The sequence below is a fragment of the Pseudomonas sp. NBRC 111127 genome (assembly GCF_001320345.1).
Lineage (GTDB): Bacteria > Pseudomonadota > Gammaproteobacteria > Pseudomonadales > Pseudomonadaceae > Aquipseudomonas > Aquipseudomonas juntendi.
The window spans coordinates 80101-96193 of record NZ_BCBD01000002.1 but is presented as its reverse complement, the minus strand read 5'-3'; the positions used below and the strand labels follow the sequence as shown (position 1 = coordinate 96193).

Here is a 16093-nt window from a genome sequence, read left to right as displayed (position 1 = left end):
TGGGAGCGGGCGTGCCCGCTCCCACAGGCGTTCAGGTGTGCTGCCTGCAAACGAGGGTCAGAACACGTTCACGGGGTAATCGACGATCACCCGCAGTTCATCGTTGTCGCTGTTGCTGTCGATCGAGGCATAGCCCTGGCTGCCACGGTGGGTGGCATAGCGCACCAGCACCGACAGGTCCTTCAGGTCACCCTCCTGGAACACGTACTTCAAGTCCAGGTCGCGTTCCCAATGCATGGCGTTCTTGCCATCGGCACGGTAGTAGTCGTAATGGGTAGTGTCCTGGGTGGCCTTGGTCAGGTCCGCTTCGCCGCGCGAATAGGACAGCGAGCTGGTCAGGCCAGGCACGCCGACACCTGCGAAGTCATAGTTGTACTGCAGCTTCCACGACCGCTCGTTGGGGGCGTTGAAGTCCGAGTACATGCGCGAGTTGTCCAGGTACACGCTGTCGCCCAGGTTGATGTAGTCGAACGGGGTGTTGCCATTGACCCGCTGGTAGGCGGCGGTGACGCTGTGGTACCCGGCGTTGACGGTGAAGTGCACGCTGTAGGTGTTGTTGTCGATCTTGCCCAGCAGGGCCTGGCCGGTGTCCTGGGTGTGATAGAAGTGCACACCGGGGTTCAGGCTGACCAGATCGCTGACCACGTAGGTGTAGTCGAAATCAGCGTAGTACTGGTTCCAGATGTCCTTCAGTTCGGCGGCGTACAGGTTGGCGGTGATGTTCGGCGTACCGCTCCAGGAGGCACCAGCCCAGTTCAGGTGCTTGCTCTTGTCGTGTTCGTCGAGCGAGCCGTAGTAGGTGTCGATGCGGCGGTGGCCACTCTGGTTGTACGGGTGGGTGAAGCTCACCTGGCCGCCTTCGAGCAGCAAGCCGTCGACGCTGGTGTTGGTCAGGCTCACACCGCGGAAGGTTTGCGGCAGCATGCGGGTTTCGCCGCCGGCAATCACCGGGTTGGTGAGGAACAGGTCACCGGCCTTCAGTTCGGTGTCGAAGGCTTTGAGCTTGACTGCAGCGCCAGCGGTGGAAAACGAATGCGGCGCAGCACCCAGTTCGCCGTCGTCCTTGATGTGCGCTGGCAGGATGCTGGTGCCGGCATGGCCGCCGCCACCGTCGAGCTTCAGGCCCAGCATGGCATGGGCGTCCAGGCCGAAACCGACCGTGCCTGGGGTGTAGCCCGACTCGAACCGCGCCACTGCGCCCTGGCCCCACTCGCGGGTATCGCGCACGCCGGCGTTGTGATTGTCGCGATTGAAGTAGGCATTGCGCAAATGCAGATTGAAGGACGACCCTTCGATGAAGCCATCAGCCTTGTCTTCATCTGCCTGGGCGGCGCAAGGGATCGTTGCAGTCAATGCAATGAAAAACGGGGTGAAACGAAACGCGGAAGGCACCGGTAGAAGCTCCTTTGGTCTGACGGTGGGGCAGTTTTTATTTTGAATGTGCGTCTTTCTTATAGGTAAACGTTACAGCCGGGCTGAGAGTTACGGGCACATAAAAAAAGCCGCTGATGGGCAGCGGCTTTAAAAGGCTAACATATCGGCACAGGCTGTGCCCATGGCGTAGCCAAGGGAAAGTGGAAGCAACAACAGCGCCTGATCAGCTGTCGGCTTTGGCATCGACAGAGGCCTTGGAAGCTGTCTGTTCAGCATCTTTCATCACGTCGGCCTTATGTGCGGCAACGCTTTCGCGGGCCTCCTGGTGCACGGCGGCGAGTTCGCTGTTACGGTTGACGAACGCCGGCGATTCTTCGGCCATGGCCAGGGGCGACAACAACAGGGACGACAGGACGAAAACGCTGGCAATACCCATACTGTTGGACATTTGAAACTACCTTCTTGCTGTGCAAGTGCTAATGAGGACGGGCTAAAGTTAGTCCTTTCATTGCACCTGATACAGAGCGAAGTGCGATAAGCACTGTTGCGCAAAAGGTAACGATCTACGCAAAAAGCAACGGGGCTTTCGTCTGCAAGCCGCAGGCTAGACGCGGCCTTTGCAGCCCCGACAATTGCCGCCCGGTCACTGAGCCAGGGGCTGCTTCGCACCCCATCGCGACGCAAGGCCGCTCCTACAGGTCGGGAGCCGGATACCGAATGTATTCGCCCCGGCTTCACTGCGCACGAACACGTCCCCGCCATGCATCAGTGCAATCGCCTTGACGATGGCCAGGCCCAAGCCATGGTTCCCGCCCCCGCTGTTGCTGCGCGCCGCATCCACCCGGTAGAAACGCTCGAACAGCAGCGGCAGGTGCTCGTCGGCAATCGCCGGTCCCGGGTTGCTCACGGCAATGCTGACCTGCTGGGGCCCGGGGACGATCCTTACCTGGATCACCTGGTGCGGCGCCGTATGCTGTACGGCATTGTTCAGCAGGTTGATCAACGCCCGGCGCAATTGGGCTTTTTCGATGGGAACCTGGGCATCGCCACTGACGCTGACGCTGACCTGCGCGTCTTCGAGAATGTAGGAGCGGCCTTGTGTCGCGATGGGCTGCATGGCAGCCCCGGCAATTGCCGCCCTGTCACTGAGCCAGGGGCTGCTTCGCACCCCATCGCGACGCAAGGCCGCTCCTACAGGTCGGGAGCCGGATACCGAATGTATTCGCCCCGGCTTCACTGCGTACGAACACGTCCCCGCCATGCATCAGCGCAATTGCCTTGACGATGGCCAGGCCCAAGCCATGGTTACCGCCCCCGCTGTTGCTGCGCGCCGCATCCACCCGGTAGAAACGCTCGAACAGCAGCGGCAGGTGCTCGTCGGCAATCGCCGGCCCCGGGTTGCTCACGGCAATGCTGACCTGCTGCGGCCCGGGGACGATCCTTACCTGGATCACCTGGTGCGGCGCCGTATGCTGCACGGCATTGTTCAGCAGGTTGATCAACGCCCGGCGCAATTGGGCTTTTTCGATGGGAACCTGGGCATCGCCACTGACGCTGACGCTGACCTGCGCGTCTTCGAGAATGTAGTCAAGGTAGTCGAGGGTGGTCGCCACCTCTTCGGCCAGCGATGCCTGGGTCAGGGCAGTAGCTTTGCTGCCCTGGTCGGCACTGGCCAGGAACAGCATGTCGTTGATGATGCTGCGCAGGCGCTCCAGCTCTTCCAGGTTCGATTGCAGCACTTCGAAGTAGTGCTCGGCGCTGCGCCCGCGGGTCAGCGCCACCTGGGTCTGGCCGATCAGGTTGGTCAGCGGCGAACGCAGCTCGTGGGCAACGTCGGCATTGAACGCTTCCAGCCGTGAATAGGCCTGGCTGACCCGGTCGAGCGCGGCGTTGAAGGCACTGGCGAACTGTGCCAGCTCAGGGGCCAGGGCCTGGGTTTGCAGGCGCCCGTCCAGGCGTGGCGGGGCCAGTGCCTGGGCCTCCCTGGAAAGCGCCAGCAAAGGGCGCAAGCCGATGCGCGCGACCCAGTAGCCCAGCACCGAGGCCAGCAGCACGCCAAGCACTGCCAGCCCGATGATCGCCAGCAGCAGGCTGTGCTGGGCCTGCCAGAAGGTTTCGGTGTCGATGCCGATCATGAACCGCAGTGGCGGGCGCTGGCTCAGCGCCGGCAGCTCGCTGACCAGCACTTTGTACGGGTAGGGGTGGTCCGGCAGGCGCAGGTCGCGCATGCCCTGCGCGCCCTCAGCGAACTGGCGCACCAGCGCGCTGGGCTGGCCATATTCATAGGCGGGGTCGCTACCGACCACCCAGAACCGGATGCGCTTGTCTTCCTCGCTCAGCAGGTTCAGCTTGTTGATGATCTTGGCCCAGTGCTCGGGCGTGCCGTAGCGGTTGAGTGTGGATTCGAGCACGCTGAAGCGCGCCTCCAGCTCGGCTTGCGGCAGCAGGTCGAGGCTGCGGTCGACCTGGCGATACAGGGCCGAGCCGATCAGCAGGAACACGGCCAACGCCACCAGGATGAACAACGCCGACAAACGCAGCGCAATCGAGTTACCCCGCACGGTTTTCCAGGACATAACCCATGCCTCGAATGGTGTGCAGCAGTTTCTGGTCGAACGGCCCGTCGAGCTTGGCCCGCAGGCGTTTGATCGCGACCTCGACCACGTTGGCGTCGCTGTCGAAATTGATGTCCCAGACCAGTTCGGCAATTGCCGTCTTCGACAGGATTTCCCCCTGCCGGCGGGCCAGCACGCTGAGCAGCGAGAACTCTTTGGCGGTCAGATCCAGGCGCTGGCCGGCCCGCGTGGCCTTGCGTGCCATCAGGTCGATCCACAGGTCGGCCACCTGAACCTGCATGGGCTCATGGCTGCTGCGGCGGCGGGTCAGTGCCTGCAGCCGGGCCACCAGTTCCAGAAACGAAAATGGCTTGCCCAAGTAGTCATCGGCGCCTTCGCGCAGGCCACGGATACGGTCTTCGACCCGCTCACGGGCGGTCAGCATGATCACCGGGGTCTGCTTGCGCGCACGCAGGGCGCGGAGCACGCCGTAGCCGTCCAGCCCGGGCAGCATCACATCCAGCACAATGACGGCATAGTCGCCCTCCAGGGCCAGGTGCAGGCCATCGATGCCATCGCGCGCCAGGTCCACACTGAAGCCTTGCTCGGTGAGGCCGCGATGCAGGTAGTCGGCGGTTTTTTCTTCGTCTTCGATGATCAGCACACGCATGGTCTTGTCCTAACTGGCACTTGGCGCTGCCGCGCGGGCAGCCTGACGGCGATGGAACAGGCGCTCCAGGGCCAAGTATATGACCGGGGTGGTGAACAGCGTCAGCGCCTGGCTCACCAGCAGGCCGCCGACCACCGCAATGCCCAGTGGCTGGCGCAATTCGGCGCCGGTGCCAAAGCCGAACATCAGCGGGACCGCGCCGAGCAGCGCGGCCAGGGTGGTCATGATGATCGGCCGGAACCGCGTCAGGCAGGCCTGGTGGATCGCCTGTTCCGGGGAAAGGCCCTGCTGGCGCTGGGCTTGCAAGGCAAAGTCGATCAGCAGGATGCCGTTTTTCTTGACGATGCCGATCAGCAGCACGATGCCGATCAGCCCCATGATGCTGAAATCCTGGCCCATGGCCCACAGCAGGATCAACGCGCCAAGGCCCGCCGAGGGCAGGGTGGAGATGATCGTCAGTGGGTGGACAAAACTTTCGTACAACACGCCGAGAATGATGTACACCGCCACCAGTGCCGCCAGGATCAGCCAAGGCTGGCTCGCCAGCGAGCTTTGGAAGGCCTGCGCCGCGCCCTGGAAGTTGCCGCTGATCGAATCGGGCATGCCCAGCTCGCGCTGGGTGCGTTCAAGGATGCTCACCGCATCGCCAAGGGCCACGCCGGGGGCCAGGTTGAACGACAGGTTGGCGGCCGGGAACAGGCCGTCGTGGCTGATCGACAGCGGCCCGGTGCTGGGCGGCGCCACATGGGCCACGGCCGCCAGGGGCACCATTTCATTGCTCAGGGGCGAGCGCAGGTAGAAGTAGTTGAGGCTCTCGGCTTTACCACGCTGGCGCGCATCCAGTTCCAGAATGACCTTGTACTGGTTGGTGTCGGTCTGGAACTCGCTGATCTGGCGCTGGCCGAAGGCGTCGTACAGTGCCTGGTCGACGTCTGTAGTGGTCAGGCCGAAACGGGCGGCGGCCTGGCGGTCGATATCGATGCGCGTGACGCTGGCCCCCAGTTGCAGGTCATTGGACAGGTCGCGCAGCGCCGGGTTGTTGCGCAGCCGCTCGGTCAGGCGCTGGGTCCACAGGTTGAGCGCCTCGGCGTCGTTGCTCTTGAGCACGTACTGGTACTGGGTGCGTGAAGGGCCGGAGCTGAGGTTGATGTCCTGGCCGGCGCGCATGTACAGCACGATCCCCGGCACCTGGGCCAGCTTGGGGCGCAGGCGGTCGATCAGTTCGCTGGCCGAGACATCCCGCTCGCCACGGGGCTTGAGGGCAATCCAGAAACGGCCGTTGGCGATGGTCTGGTTGCTGCCGGTAACGCCCACCGAATGCGAGAACGCGCGCACCGCCGGGTCGGCACCGATGATTTTCGCCAGCGCCTGATGTTTCTCGATCATCGACGGGTACGACACATCCGCGGCCGCCTCGCTGGTGCCAAGGATGAAGCCGGTGTCCTGCAGCGGGAAAAAGCCCTTGGGGATGGCCACGTAGCCCACGACCGCCAGCGCCAGGGTCACTGCGAACACGCCCAGCGTTACGCGCTGGTGGGCGAGGGCACGGTCCAGGCCCCGCTCGTACCAGTTAACCAGGCGTTCGCCGAAACCGCCCTGGTGCCCGCCAGGTGGGCGGTGCATGAACAGCGCACACAAGGTCGGCGCCAGGGTCAGCGACACCACCACTGAAATCAGGATGGTGGATGTGGCGGTCAGGGCGAATTCCTTGAACAGCCGGCCAACCACCCCGCCCATGAACAGCAGTGGGATGAACGCTGCGATCAGCGACAGGCTGATCGAGACCACGGTGAAGCCGATTTCCCCTGCACCCTTGAGCGCTGCGGTACGGCTGTCGTCGCCGGCTTCCAGGTGGCGGTGGATGTTCTCCACCACCACGATGGCATCGTCCACCACGAAACCCACGGAAATGACGATGGCCACCAAGGTCAGGTTGTTCAGGCTGAAGCCCAGCACGTACATCAGTGCGCAACTGGCGATCAGCGATACCCCGAGTACGCTGGATACCACCAGCGTCGCCGACCACTGGCGCAGGAACAGCGCCATCACCCCGATGACCAGCGCCACGGCGATCATCAAGGTCAGTTCTACCTCATGCAGCGAGGCGCGGATGGTTTGCGTGCGGTCTTGCAGCACCGACACCTCGACCGAGGCCGGCAGCATTTCCTGCAGCTTGGGCAGCGCGGCCATGACCCGGTCCACGGTGTCGACGATATTGGCGCCGGGCTGGCGGAAGATCACCAGGTTCAGCCCCGGCTGGTCGCCGGACCAGGCCTTGACGTAGGCGTTTTCCGCGCCGCTGACGACCGTGGCCACGTCGCGCAGGTACACCGGGCTACCGTTGCGGTACGAGACGATCAGTTGCGCGTAGTCCTCGGGGTGGAACAGCTGGTCGTTGGCGGCCAGGGTCGACACGCTGTGTTCGCCGTACAGGGCGCCCTTGGCCAGGTTCAGGCTGGTTTGCGCAATGGCCTGGCGCAGGTCGGCCAGGGTCAGGCCGATGGCGGCGAGTTTTTCCGGCTGCGCCTGCACGCGGATCGCCGGGCGCAGTTGCCCGGTGATGTTGATCAAGCCGACCCCTTCGATCTGGCTCAACTGCCGAGCCAGCAAGGTTTCGGCGTAGTCGCTGAGGTCGTTGCCGGGCATCTGGCTGGAGCTGACTGTCATCACCAGCACCGGGCTGTCGGCCGGGTTTACCTTGCGCCAGGTGGGCGGGTTGGGCAGGTCTTGCGGCAGGCGCGCAGTAGCGGTGTTGATCGCCGCCTGCACTTCCTGCGCGGCCGTGTCGATGTTCTTGTCGAGGGTGAACTGCAGCACCAGGGTGGTCGAGCCCAGCGCGCTGCTGCTGGTCATCTGGGTCATGCCGGGGATGGCACTGAATTGCACCTCCAGCGGGGTTGCCACCGACGAGGCCATGGTTTCCGGGCTGGCGCCGGGCAGTTGCGCGGACACCTGAATGGTGGGGAAATCGGCCTCGGGCAAGGGGGCGACCGGCAGCCGTGGGAAGGCGATGGCGCCCAACAGCACCAGGGCGAAGGTCAGCAACAAGGTGGCGATGGGGTGGTCGATGCACCAGGCCGAAACACCGTTGCGCGTGTTCATGGCTGGCTCCGCTGGTCTGCCATGGCCGGCGCTGGAGGCGCATCGGGGCTGACCTCGACCCGTGAACCGGGCTTGAGCCGCGACTGGCCATCGAGCACCAGGCGCTCACCCGGCTTGACCCCGGCAATGACGTTCAGCTCGCTGTCCTGGTACAGCACCTTGACCGGCACGCTGGTGACCTTGTCGCCGTCCAGGCGGTAGACGAAGTGCCCGTCCACCCCACGTTGCACCACCGGCGGCGGGACCACCAGGGCGTTTTCTTGCACGGCGGTGCGCAGGCGGACGGTGACCAGTTGCCCCGGCCACAGGCGGCCGTCCTTGTTGTCGAATTCGGCTTTGACCCGCACGGTGCCGGTGGTGGCGGAAACCTGGTTGTCGATCAGCGCCAGGTGGCCTTCGCCAAGCAGGCTGCGTTCGCCGTCAGCGTCCATGTACGCCTGCACCAGCGCAGGTGCCGGTGCCGTGAGCAGGCGTTGCAGGGTTGGCAGCATTTGCTGGGGCAGGGCGAACTCGACGGCGATCGGGTCGATCTGTGTCACGCTGAACAAGCCTTGCGTGTCGCTGGTGCGTACCAGGTTGCCCGGGTCGACGTTGCGAATGCCCACCCGGCCAGTCACCGGCGAGCGGATCCGAGTGTACGACAGCTGCACCTGGGCGTTGGCGATGGCTGCCTGGTTGCCTTTGACGGTGGCCTGCAACTGGTTGACCAGTGCCTGTTGCTGGTCGAGCTGTTGCCTGGACACGCCGTTATCGCGGCTGAGTAGGCGGTAGCGCCGCAAGTCCACTGCCGCCACCTGGATCTGTGCCTGGCTTTGGCCGAGCAGGGCACGCGCCTGGTCGAGCTGGGCCTGTATGGCGCGGTCGTCGAGGGTGGCGAGCAAGTCGCCCTGCTTGACCCACTGGCCTTCCTTGACCAGAACCTGGGTCAGTACCCCCTCGACCTGCGGGCGCACCTCGACGCTGTGCAGCGACAGCACCGAACCGATGGCGCTGGCGTAGCGGGGTACGTCCTGTTGGGCAACGGTTACCACCCGCACCGGGATGGCCGTTTGCGAGCGGGCGGCGGGGGCAGGCTGGCGCTGGGCGAACCAGGTACCCGCTGCTACCAGGGCGAGCAGTACCAAGGCGGCAAGCAAGGCAGAGCGGAACGGACGTCGCATTGGTGCGGGCACCTTGGCCAATGGGGAGGGTGGTCAGTCATTCCATCTTATAGCCGCCGAACCGGGTCGGCAGCGTGACCGCTGGCTGACAACCGTGTCAGTTTCAGATAACCAGCTGCACGGTCTGCTCCCTCGCGGGTGAACCCGCGCCCACCACCTGCAGGGCTAGAAACCGATAAAGGCGTAATACACCGGGGGCTCGTTGGTGGTGTGCAAACCATGCCCCTGCAAGCCCGCCGCCAGCGTCTCATCCTCCACATGCAAGGTCCACTGTGTACCGTCATCATCCGGCACCTGCGCCAGCGCCCCGGCAAACGCGCCCATGTCCGGCAGGTAGGCGGTAAACCCGTTGCCCTTGAGCGCACTGGTGGTCATGCCCAGTGCCTGGCACACCGCCACCTTGGCGGCAATGTCGTCACGGTCGGCCTGGCGCGAAGCCTGCACCAATGCCTCCAGCCCGGCATCCACCAGTTGCGTGCCGTGAAGCAGCGCAGGCCCCTGCTGCCAGGCCTCTGGCGGGCAGTCCTTGGCCTCTGGGCGCAGGGGGAGGTGTGGGTTGATTTCCACCGGGTAGATGCGGCAAACCAACGGCCGTTGCTCGTAGATGCTGCACCGGTCGTTGTCGTCCAGGTTGCGGCAGCGGCCGGGGTTGAACGCGGCAAAGGTCACCGACACCCGCGCCTCGCCATTGCCACAGGCTACCGGGTACGACCGGCGCAGCACATGCTCACGTTGCTCCACCGGCATGCCCGGGCCATCGGTGACGAAGGCTTCGATCAGCACAACCACCTGACCGCCGTCATGTGCCCAGCGGCCTGCCTCGGCCAGGGTCAGGGGGACATGGTGGCCGCTGCAGCATTTGCCGCATCCGGTGCAGCCAAAACGCAAGGTGGCGGTCACTTGGCTTGCGGGCTCCATTCGCTGACGAAGGCACGCTGCTGTTGGCGGTCGTACAGGCACAGCTCGGTGCCAGTGCGCTGCTGCATGTGCTTTTGCGGGTAGACACCTTCGACCAGCAAGGCACTCATGCCTACCTGGTCATCGAATTCGGCGGGCTTGCCGCGGGCGTGGGCGTCCTTGAACTGGCTGGCCGCCAGGCAGGCTTTGAGCATCTGCTGGCGCTGCGTGTTCCAGGCCTGGCTGCTGGAAGCCTGGGCGAGACCGCTGAAAAGGGCGCAGCCGATCAGGATGGAGCTGAGATACTTCATGGCGGGTTCCGGCAAATTTTTTGCGAGGGCGCGAATTATGCCCGACTTGCCCCCGGCAGCAAGCCGGGGAGTTTGTCGCTGAATATATCAGTGCTCGGCGAACACCACGGCGCGTGCTGCCACCACCAGACAATCGGTCAGCTCCGGCGAGGAAAACTTGGTGAGGATGGCATTCGCCCCGGCCTGGGTTGCCTTCTCGCTGCTCATGGCGCTGTCCAGCGAGGTGTGCAGCAGCACGTACAGGTGCTGGAAGTCGGGGGTTTCACGCAGGGTTCGGGTGAAGGCGTAGCCATCCATCTCGCTCATTTCGATATCGGAGACGACCACGTTGATCTCCTGTGCAGTGCCTTGCAGTTCCAGCAGCACATTGATCGCGTCCTTGGCGCTGCGCGCGGTGTGGCATTCGATGCCCAGGTTGCGCAGGGTGTGCACCGACTGCTGCAGGGCCACCTGGCTGTCGTCCACCACCAGGATATTGGTGGCGGCCAGCAGGCTGGCGTCTTCTGCGCTTACTGAGCCGCGCGCTGGCTCTGGCGCAGGCGGGGCAATGCCGTGGATGACCTTCTCGATATCCAGCACCTGCACCAAGGTGTTGTCGACGCGGGTAACACCGGTGATGAACGAGCGGTTGCCCGAGGCATAGGGCGGCGGTTTGATGTCGGTGCTCAGGCAATGCACGATGCGGCTTACGGCCTGCACGTGCAGGCCTTGGCGCGAACGGCTGATCTCGGTGACGATCAGGCAACCGCCTTGCGGGTCCTCCAGCGGCTGCTCGCCGATGGCACGGGACAGGTCGATGACCGACAACGAATGGCCACGCAAGGTGGCTACGCCTTTCACGTGGGGGTGCGACTCGGGCAGCTTGGTCAGCGGCGGGCAGGGGATGATCTCGCTGACCTTGAGCAGGTTGATTGCCATCAGCTTGCCGCTGCGCAGGGTGAACAGCAGCAGCGACAAGGAGTCCGCGCGGGCTTTTTGCGTGGCCATGGTGACCTTCGGTGGGAAACGGGGGGGATAACCGGTTATCGGCCAGGTCAGGCTGGGCTTTAGAGCGCAATCCGCCGCAGATCAAGAAGGCTGAGCAACCCTGTAGGAGCGGCCTCGTGTCGCGAAAGGGCTGCAAAGCAGCCCCGGGGTTTCAGCACAGATGCACAAACTGCAGGGGCTGCTTTGCAGCCCTTTCGCGACACGAGGCCGCTCCTACAAGGGCCAGCGCTTGGCAGCAGTGTGGATCAGCGCTCGCGCAGGGCCTCCTTGGCCCGGTTCAGCGGTTTGATCAGGTAATCGAGGATGGTTTTTTCACCAGTGCGGATATCCACTGTGGCAATCATCCCCGGGACAATCGCGAAGTGCTTGCCGGCCTTGTTCTTCAGGCTGTCCTGCTCGGTACGGATGAACACGCGGTAGTAGTAGATTTCCGGTTTCACCTCGTCTTGCAAGGTATCCGGCGAAATACCCACCACCTTGCCATCCAGCCCGCCATACACCGAATAGTCATAGGCACTGATCTTGACCTTGGCCGCCTGGTCCGGGTGGATGAAGGCAATGTCGCGCGGGGCGATGCGGGTTTCGATCAGCAGGCGCTCGTCCATCGGCACGATTTTCATCACCTGGCCACCGGGCTGGACCACGCCGCCCAGGGTGTTCACCTCGATGTCCTTGACGATGCCGCGCACCGGCGAACGCAGGGTCAGGCGCGTGAGCGAGTCGCTGCGCCCGCGGATCACCTCTGACAGACTGTCGGCCTCGGCGCTGGCCTTGGCCAGCTCCTCCCGGGCGCGCACCAGGTAGTCGGACCGGGCCTCGTTGGCTTTGAGTTCAAGCTCCGAACGCTGGCGGTTCAGGCGGATGACCTCGACCCGGCTGGAGGCGCCCATTTTCGCCAGGTTTTCGGTGATCTTCAGCTCGCTGCGCACCAGCCGCAGCGAATCCTCGATGCCGGCCAGGGTCTGCTCCAGGCCACGGCGGCGGGTCTGGTACAGCGCCGTTTCCGCTTCGATCAGCTCGGGCGAGTCGCGCAGGCTGGCCGGGAAGGTCAGCGGCTTGCCGGTCACCTCGGCTTGCAGCCGGGCCTGGCTGGCCTTGGCGGCGCGGTACTTGGCCTCGCTTTCGCCCACGCTGGAGGCGGTCTTGGTCGGGTCCAACTGGGCCAGTACCTGGCCGCGCTCGACCAGGTCGCCTTCGGCCACGTTCATCTGCGCGACGATGCCCCCTTCGAACGACTGGATCACCTGCTCCCGGGAGCTGGGGATGACCTTGCCGGTACCGGTGGAAACCTCGGTCACCTCGAACCAGGCGGCCCAGGCCAGGAACGCGGCCAGCATCAGTGCGCTGAGGGTGATGAGGCGCCCGGCGCGGAATACGGCCTGGTCGTCCTGCCCGTCCAGGTAGGACGCCGGGAGTTCGTGGTTGCTCATGCCTGCGCTCCTTGCAGTTTGGCCAATGCGGCATCGCGGGTGTCATCGATGACGATGCGCCCACCGTCGAGCACCACAATGCGCTCTACCCGTTGCAGCACGCTCAGGCGGTGGGTAGCGATCACCAGCGTGCGGCCCTGGCAGAAGCGCTCCAGGTTATCCAGCAGTTTGCGCTCGGTCATGTCGTCCAGCGATGCCGTAGGTTCATCCAGCAGCAGCACCTGTGGCTGGCGCACCAACAGGCGCGACAGCACCAGCGCCTGGCGCTGGCCGCCAGACAGGCCCAGGCCGCCTTCGAGGATCAGGTGGTCCATGCCCTTGGGCAGGCGGCGGACAAAGTCCAGCGCCCCGGTGGCAGCCAGCGCGGCCACCAGTTCCTGGTCGCTGGCCTGGCCGGCGCCGAGGGTCAGGTTTTCCCGCAGGGTGCCGTGGAACAGCCGCGCGTACTGCGGCAGCAGGCCTACGTCGCGGCGCAGGTCGGCAGGGTCGAGGTGGGCCAGGGCGATGCCGTCCAGGCTGACCTCGCCCTGTACCAGGTCCATGGCCCCGCCCAACGCCTGCAGCAGGGTGGACTTGCCCGCGCCGTTGCGGCCGAGCACTGCAATGCGTTCGCCCGGCTGAATATCGAGTTGGCCAATGTTGAGCACCGGGGGGGATTCTTCGCTGTAGCGGAAGTTGGCCTGGCGCAGGCGGTATTCACCGCGGATTGCCGGCAGGTGCACGCGCGCTTCGCCTTCGGGGTGGTCGACCGCCGACTGCATCAGCTTGTCCAGGCCTTGCAGGGCGACCTTGGCCTGCTGCCAGCGGGTCAGTACATGGGTCAGCTGGGCCAGTGGCGCCATCATCCGCGACGACAGCATCGACGCTGCCACCAGGCTACCGGTGGTGAGGTCGCCGGCGATCACCATCGGTGCACCGACCACGATGACCACGGCAAAAACGGCACCTTGCACGTTCTGGGTCCAGGTCACCAGGCCGTTGGTGAGCGTGCGCAGGCGCAGGTTGGTGTGTGCACAGGCTGCGTTGTACTGGTTCCACTGGCGCTCGAAGCGTGCCTCGGCCTGCAGCGCCTTGATTTCGTCCAGGCCCTGGATGCTTTCCACCAGCATGGCGTTACGCAGCGCCGACTCGCGCATCGAGGCGTTGGCCAGCCGCGCCAGGCGCCGCTGCGCCAGCAGGCCTGGCAGCAGCATGGCCAGCAGCGCCACCAGCGGAATGAACACCAGCACGCCGCCGATCAGCCAGAACACGAACAAGAACAGCAGGAAGAACGGCAGGTCGGCCAACGCCGTGGCAGTACTGGAGGTGATCAAATCGCGGATCGACTCCAGCTCGCGCAGTTGCGAAATGAACGAGCCGGTGGACTTCGGCCGCACCGAGTTGCGCAGGCGCAAGGCATGGCCGTAGACCAGGTCACTCACCCGCAGGTCGGCGCGTTTGCCGAGCAGGTCGGTGACCTTCAGGCGCAGCAGGCGCATGCTGAAGTCGAACACCAGCGCCAGCACCACGCCGCCGAACAGCACGTACAAGGTGGGCAGCGATTCTGCCGGGATCACACGGTCGTAGACCTGCATCGAAAACAGCACCCCGGCCAGCGCCAGCACGTTGGCCACCAGCGAGGCGACCATCACCTGCCCATAGGGGCGCAGGTCGCGCAGCACGATACGGGCGAACCAGTGGCGGTCGTAGGGGGCGGTGTAGTCATCGGTGCGTACATCGCGCAACGGCCGCGCCGGGCGCAACAGCGCAACCCGGGTGATGCGGCCCTTGAGCGTGTCGCGGGGCAGGCGTGTGGTCAGGCCTTGGTCACCGGCGAACACCACCGCCAGGTCATCTTCTTCGGTGACTGCCTCGACCACGGCCAACTGGCCATCGTCCAGCTCCAGTACCAGCGGTGTACGCCATTGCCGCAGGCCCTTGGCATCGAAGCGCACGAAGCGCAGTGCCAGGCCGGCCTGGCGGGCCATGTGGCGAAGAATTTCGTCCAGCGGCCGGGCATCCTCCACCGCCGCCAGGCGAATACGCTGGGGCGACACGTCCAGGCGGTAGTGGTGCGCCACCTGCAGCATCACCTCCAGCCACGGCCCCAGGTCTGGGCGGGGGGCCGCCTCCGGAGCTGCTGCCGCTGGCTGGGTGGGCAGGGTTACATTGATCGAATCGCTCATGGCTGGATCTCCACACCTTGCAGGTTGCGCCCCTCAAGGCCAAAGGCCGCGCGCAGCGCGCCGGTGTTGTACAGGCAGTCGACATCCAGGCGCAGCAGGTCGGAGCGGGTGCCGGCAAGTTCGAACCGTGACTGGTAGATCTCCTGCTCGGCGTTGAGCAGGTCGAGCAGGGGCCGTGTGCCCAGGTCCAGATACTGGCGGCCATAGAGCATGCGCGCCTCCTGGATGCTGACCTGGCGCGCTTCCAGCGAACTCAGCCGGCGGCCCAGCCCGGAGGTTTGTGCCTGAGCCTCGGCCAGGCCACGCCGTGCCTGCAGGCGTGCGGCATCTTCGGCGGAGTCGGCGGCGCTCAAGGCGTGGCTGGCAGCGCGGCTGCGGGCGCTGATCGCACCGCCTTGGTAGATCGGTACCTCGACGTTGAGGTAGATGCCCGCCTGGGTGCGGTCCATGCGTGAGTTGTCGCGGTTGTAGTCGTTGTCCAGGTAATGGTTGACCTGAGGCTGCAGCGACACGGTCGGGTAGGCCTCGGCCTTGGCCTGGGCCAGCTCTGCCTGGCCTTGCGCACGCTGGGCCAGGGCCATGAGCACGGCCGGCAGGCGATCATCGCCTTGCGCAGGCCGCTTGCAGGCCTGGTTCAACGCCGCAGGCGACTGCTCGGCCAGGGCCGGCGGGGTCACGCGGCCCATCAGCGCGGCCAGGGTGGAGCGCCAGCGCTCGTATTGCGACTGGTACTCCTCCAGGGTGGCGCGGGCGCTTTCCACGCGGGATTCGGCCTGTACCACGTCGGAGCGGGTGCTGGCGCCCATGTCGCTGCGCTGGCGAGCCATCCCGGCAATGTCCCCCACCCCGCGGATCTGCTCGCGGGCAATGGCCATCAACTGTTCGTAGCGGCGGGTTTCGATCCAGGCATAGGCGGTGTCACGGGCCAGGTCGTCCACCACCAGCAGGATATTGGCCTGGGCCCGTGCGGCGGCGGCCTGCGCGGCACTGACGGCGCTGTCGACCTTGCCGAAATCGTAGAGCATCTGCTTGAGCGACAGGTTGAGGGCCTGGCTGTTGCGATCGCCCCCGTAGCCGGTGTCATAACCGGTGCGGATACCTCCGGAAATCTGCGGGTAGTAACCCGCGCGGGCGACGTTGATGCCTTCGCCCTGTTTGTACAGGTTGCCGATCGCTTCGGCGATGCTGGGGTGCCATTGCGCGGCCTGCAACACCGCCTCGGTCAGGCTCAGGCGCTCGCCACTGGCGACCGGGGCCATGCCGGTGGGCGGCCGCGCAGGCACCGCCGCGGGCGCATCGCGAAGCAGCGATGGCCCGATGTGGCGCAGGTGGGGGTCTATATCATCGGCTGCCTGGGCAACCGGTTGGAGATTCAGGGCCAGGAGCCCGCAGGCTCCAAGCAACAACGGTGACAGCAGACTGCTTCGCTTCACATAGTTCCC

Annotated in this window: 12 protein-coding genes and 1 pseudogene; all 13 read right to left on the bottom strand. The window is 65.1% G+C overall.

Going from position 1 to position 16093, the window contains the following annotated elements:
• Positions 1–57: 57 nt before the first annotated feature.
• The 13 genes and pseudogenes from APH30_RS00920 to APH30_RS00860 all read right to left on the bottom strand — a co-directional run bounded on the left by APH30_RS00920 (position 58) and on the right by APH30_RS00860 (position 16084).
• The gene (locus tag APH30_RS00920; RefSeq protein WP_029888075.1) at positions 58–1392 is read right to left on the bottom strand and encodes an OprD family porin; all 1335 of its coding nucleotides are present in this window, start codon (positions 1390–1392) and stop codon (positions 58–60) included.
• A gap of 205 nt (positions 1393–1597) precedes the next feature.
• Positions 1598–1822, bottom strand: a complete 225-nt coding sequence (locus APH30_RS00915) for a hypothetical protein (protein WP_029888076.1) — start codon at positions 1820–1822, stop codon at positions 1598–1600.
• Positions 1823–2017: 195 nt separating this feature from the next.
• Positions 2018–2461: pseudogene (locus tag APH30_RS00910) on the bottom strand (ATP-binding protein); the annotation flags it as partial.
• A gap of 55 nt (positions 2462–2516) precedes the next feature.
• Positions 2517–3950 carry a heavy metal sensor histidine kinase gene (locus APH30_RS00905; protein ID WP_054911432.1) on the bottom strand — a complete coding sequence of 478 codons (1434 nt, stop codon included), beginning with the start codon at positions 3948–3950 and terminating at the stop codon, positions 2517–2519.
• Positions 3925–4599 carry a heavy metal response regulator transcription factor gene (locus APH30_RS00900; RefSeq protein WP_054911431.1) on the bottom strand — a complete coding sequence of 225 codons (675 nt, stop codon included), beginning with the start codon at positions 4597–4599 and terminating at the stop codon, positions 3925–3927. The genes APH30_RS00905 and APH30_RS00900 overlap by 26 nt, the downstream gene beginning before the upstream one ends.
• A gap of 9 nt (positions 4600–4608) precedes the next feature.
• Entirely contained in the window at positions 4609–7701 is a 3093-nt protein-coding gene (locus tag APH30_RS00895) for a multidrug efflux RND transporter permease subunit (protein WP_054911430.1), read from the bottom strand.
• A complete protein-coding gene (locus APH30_RS00890; protein WP_054911429.1) occupies positions 7698–8861 on the bottom strand; it encodes an efflux RND transporter periplasmic adaptor subunit in 1164 nt (387 codons plus the stop codon). Before APH30_RS00890 ends, APH30_RS00895 begins: the two co-directional genes overlap by 4 nt.
• A gap of 165 nt (positions 8862–9026) precedes the next feature.
• Positions 9027–9761 (bottom strand): YkgJ family cysteine cluster protein, encoded by a 735-nt coding sequence (locus APH30_RS00885; RefSeq protein ID WP_054911428.1) that lies wholly within the window; start codon positions 9759–9761, stop codon positions 9027–9029.
• Positions 9758–10069: a hypothetical protein gene (locus tag APH30_RS00880; protein WP_054911427.1), complete on the bottom strand. Its 312-nt coding sequence runs from the start codon at positions 10067–10069 to the stop codon at positions 9758–9760. The genes APH30_RS00885 and APH30_RS00880 overlap by 4 nt, the downstream gene beginning before the upstream one ends.
• Positions 10070–10156: 87 nt before the next feature.
• Positions 10157–11056, bottom strand: a complete 900-nt coding sequence (locus APH30_RS00875) for a chemotaxis protein (RefSeq protein WP_009685181.1) — start codon at positions 11054–11056, stop codon at positions 10157–10159.
• Positions 11057–11301: 245 nt separating this feature from the next.
• Positions 11302–12486 carry an HlyD family type I secretion periplasmic adaptor subunit gene (locus APH30_RS00870; RefSeq protein ID WP_054911426.1) on the bottom strand — a complete coding sequence of 395 codons (1185 nt, stop codon included), beginning with the start codon at positions 12484–12486 and terminating at the stop codon, positions 11302–11304.
• Positions 12483–14651 carry a type I secretion system permease/ATPase gene (locus tag APH30_RS00865; protein ID WP_054911425.1) on the bottom strand — a complete coding sequence of 723 codons (2169 nt, stop codon included), beginning with the start codon at positions 14649–14651 and terminating at the stop codon, positions 12483–12485. Before APH30_RS00865 ends, APH30_RS00870 begins: the two co-directional genes overlap by 4 nt.
• Positions 14648–16084, bottom strand: coding sequence for a TolC family outer membrane protein (locus tag APH30_RS00860; RefSeq protein ID WP_054911424.1), 1437 nt, complete (start codon positions 16082–16084; stop codon positions 14648–14650). Before APH30_RS00860 ends, APH30_RS00865 begins: the two co-directional genes overlap by 4 nt.
• Positions 16085–16093 lie beyond the last annotated feature (9 nt).

What these genes read in the sequence shown, in the direction of transcription:
- APH30_RS00915 (WP_029888076.1), bottom strand. Translation starts at nt 1,822, where the DNA reads ATGTCCAACAGTATGGGTATTGCCAGCGTTTTCGTCCTGTCGTCCCTG.
- APH30_RS00905 (WP_054911432.1), bottom strand. Translation starts at nt 3,950, where the DNA reads ATGTCCTGGAAAACCGTGCGGGGTAACTCGATTGCGCTGCGTTTGTCG.
- APH30_RS00900 (WP_054911431.1), bottom strand. Translation starts at nt 4,599, where the DNA reads ATGCGTGTGCTGATCATCGAAGACGAAGAAAAAACCGCCGACTACCTG.
- APH30_RS00895 (WP_054911430.1), bottom strand. Translation starts at nt 7,701, where the DNA reads ATGAACACGCGCAACGGTGTTTCGGCCTGGTGCATCGACCACCCCATC.
- APH30_RS00890 (WP_054911429.1), bottom strand. Translation starts at nt 8,861, where the DNA reads ATGCGACGTCCGTTCCGCTCTGCCTTGCTTGCCGCCTTGGTACTGCTC.
- APH30_RS00880 (WP_054911427.1), bottom strand. Translation starts at nt 10,069, where the DNA reads ATGAAGTATCTCAGCTCCATCCTGATCGGCTGCGCCCTTTTCAGCGGT.
- APH30_RS00875 (WP_009685181.1), bottom strand. Translation starts at nt 11,056, where the DNA reads ATGGCCACGCAAAAAGCCCGCGCGGACTCCTTGTCGCTGCTGCTGTTC.
- APH30_RS00870 (WP_054911426.1), bottom strand. Translation starts at nt 12,486, where the DNA reads ATGAGCAACCACGAACTCCCGGCGTCCTACCTGGACGGGCAGGACGAC.
- APH30_RS00865 (WP_054911425.1), bottom strand. Translation starts at nt 14,651, where the DNA reads ATGAGCGATTCGATCAATGTAACCCTGCCCACCCAGCCAGCGGCAGCA.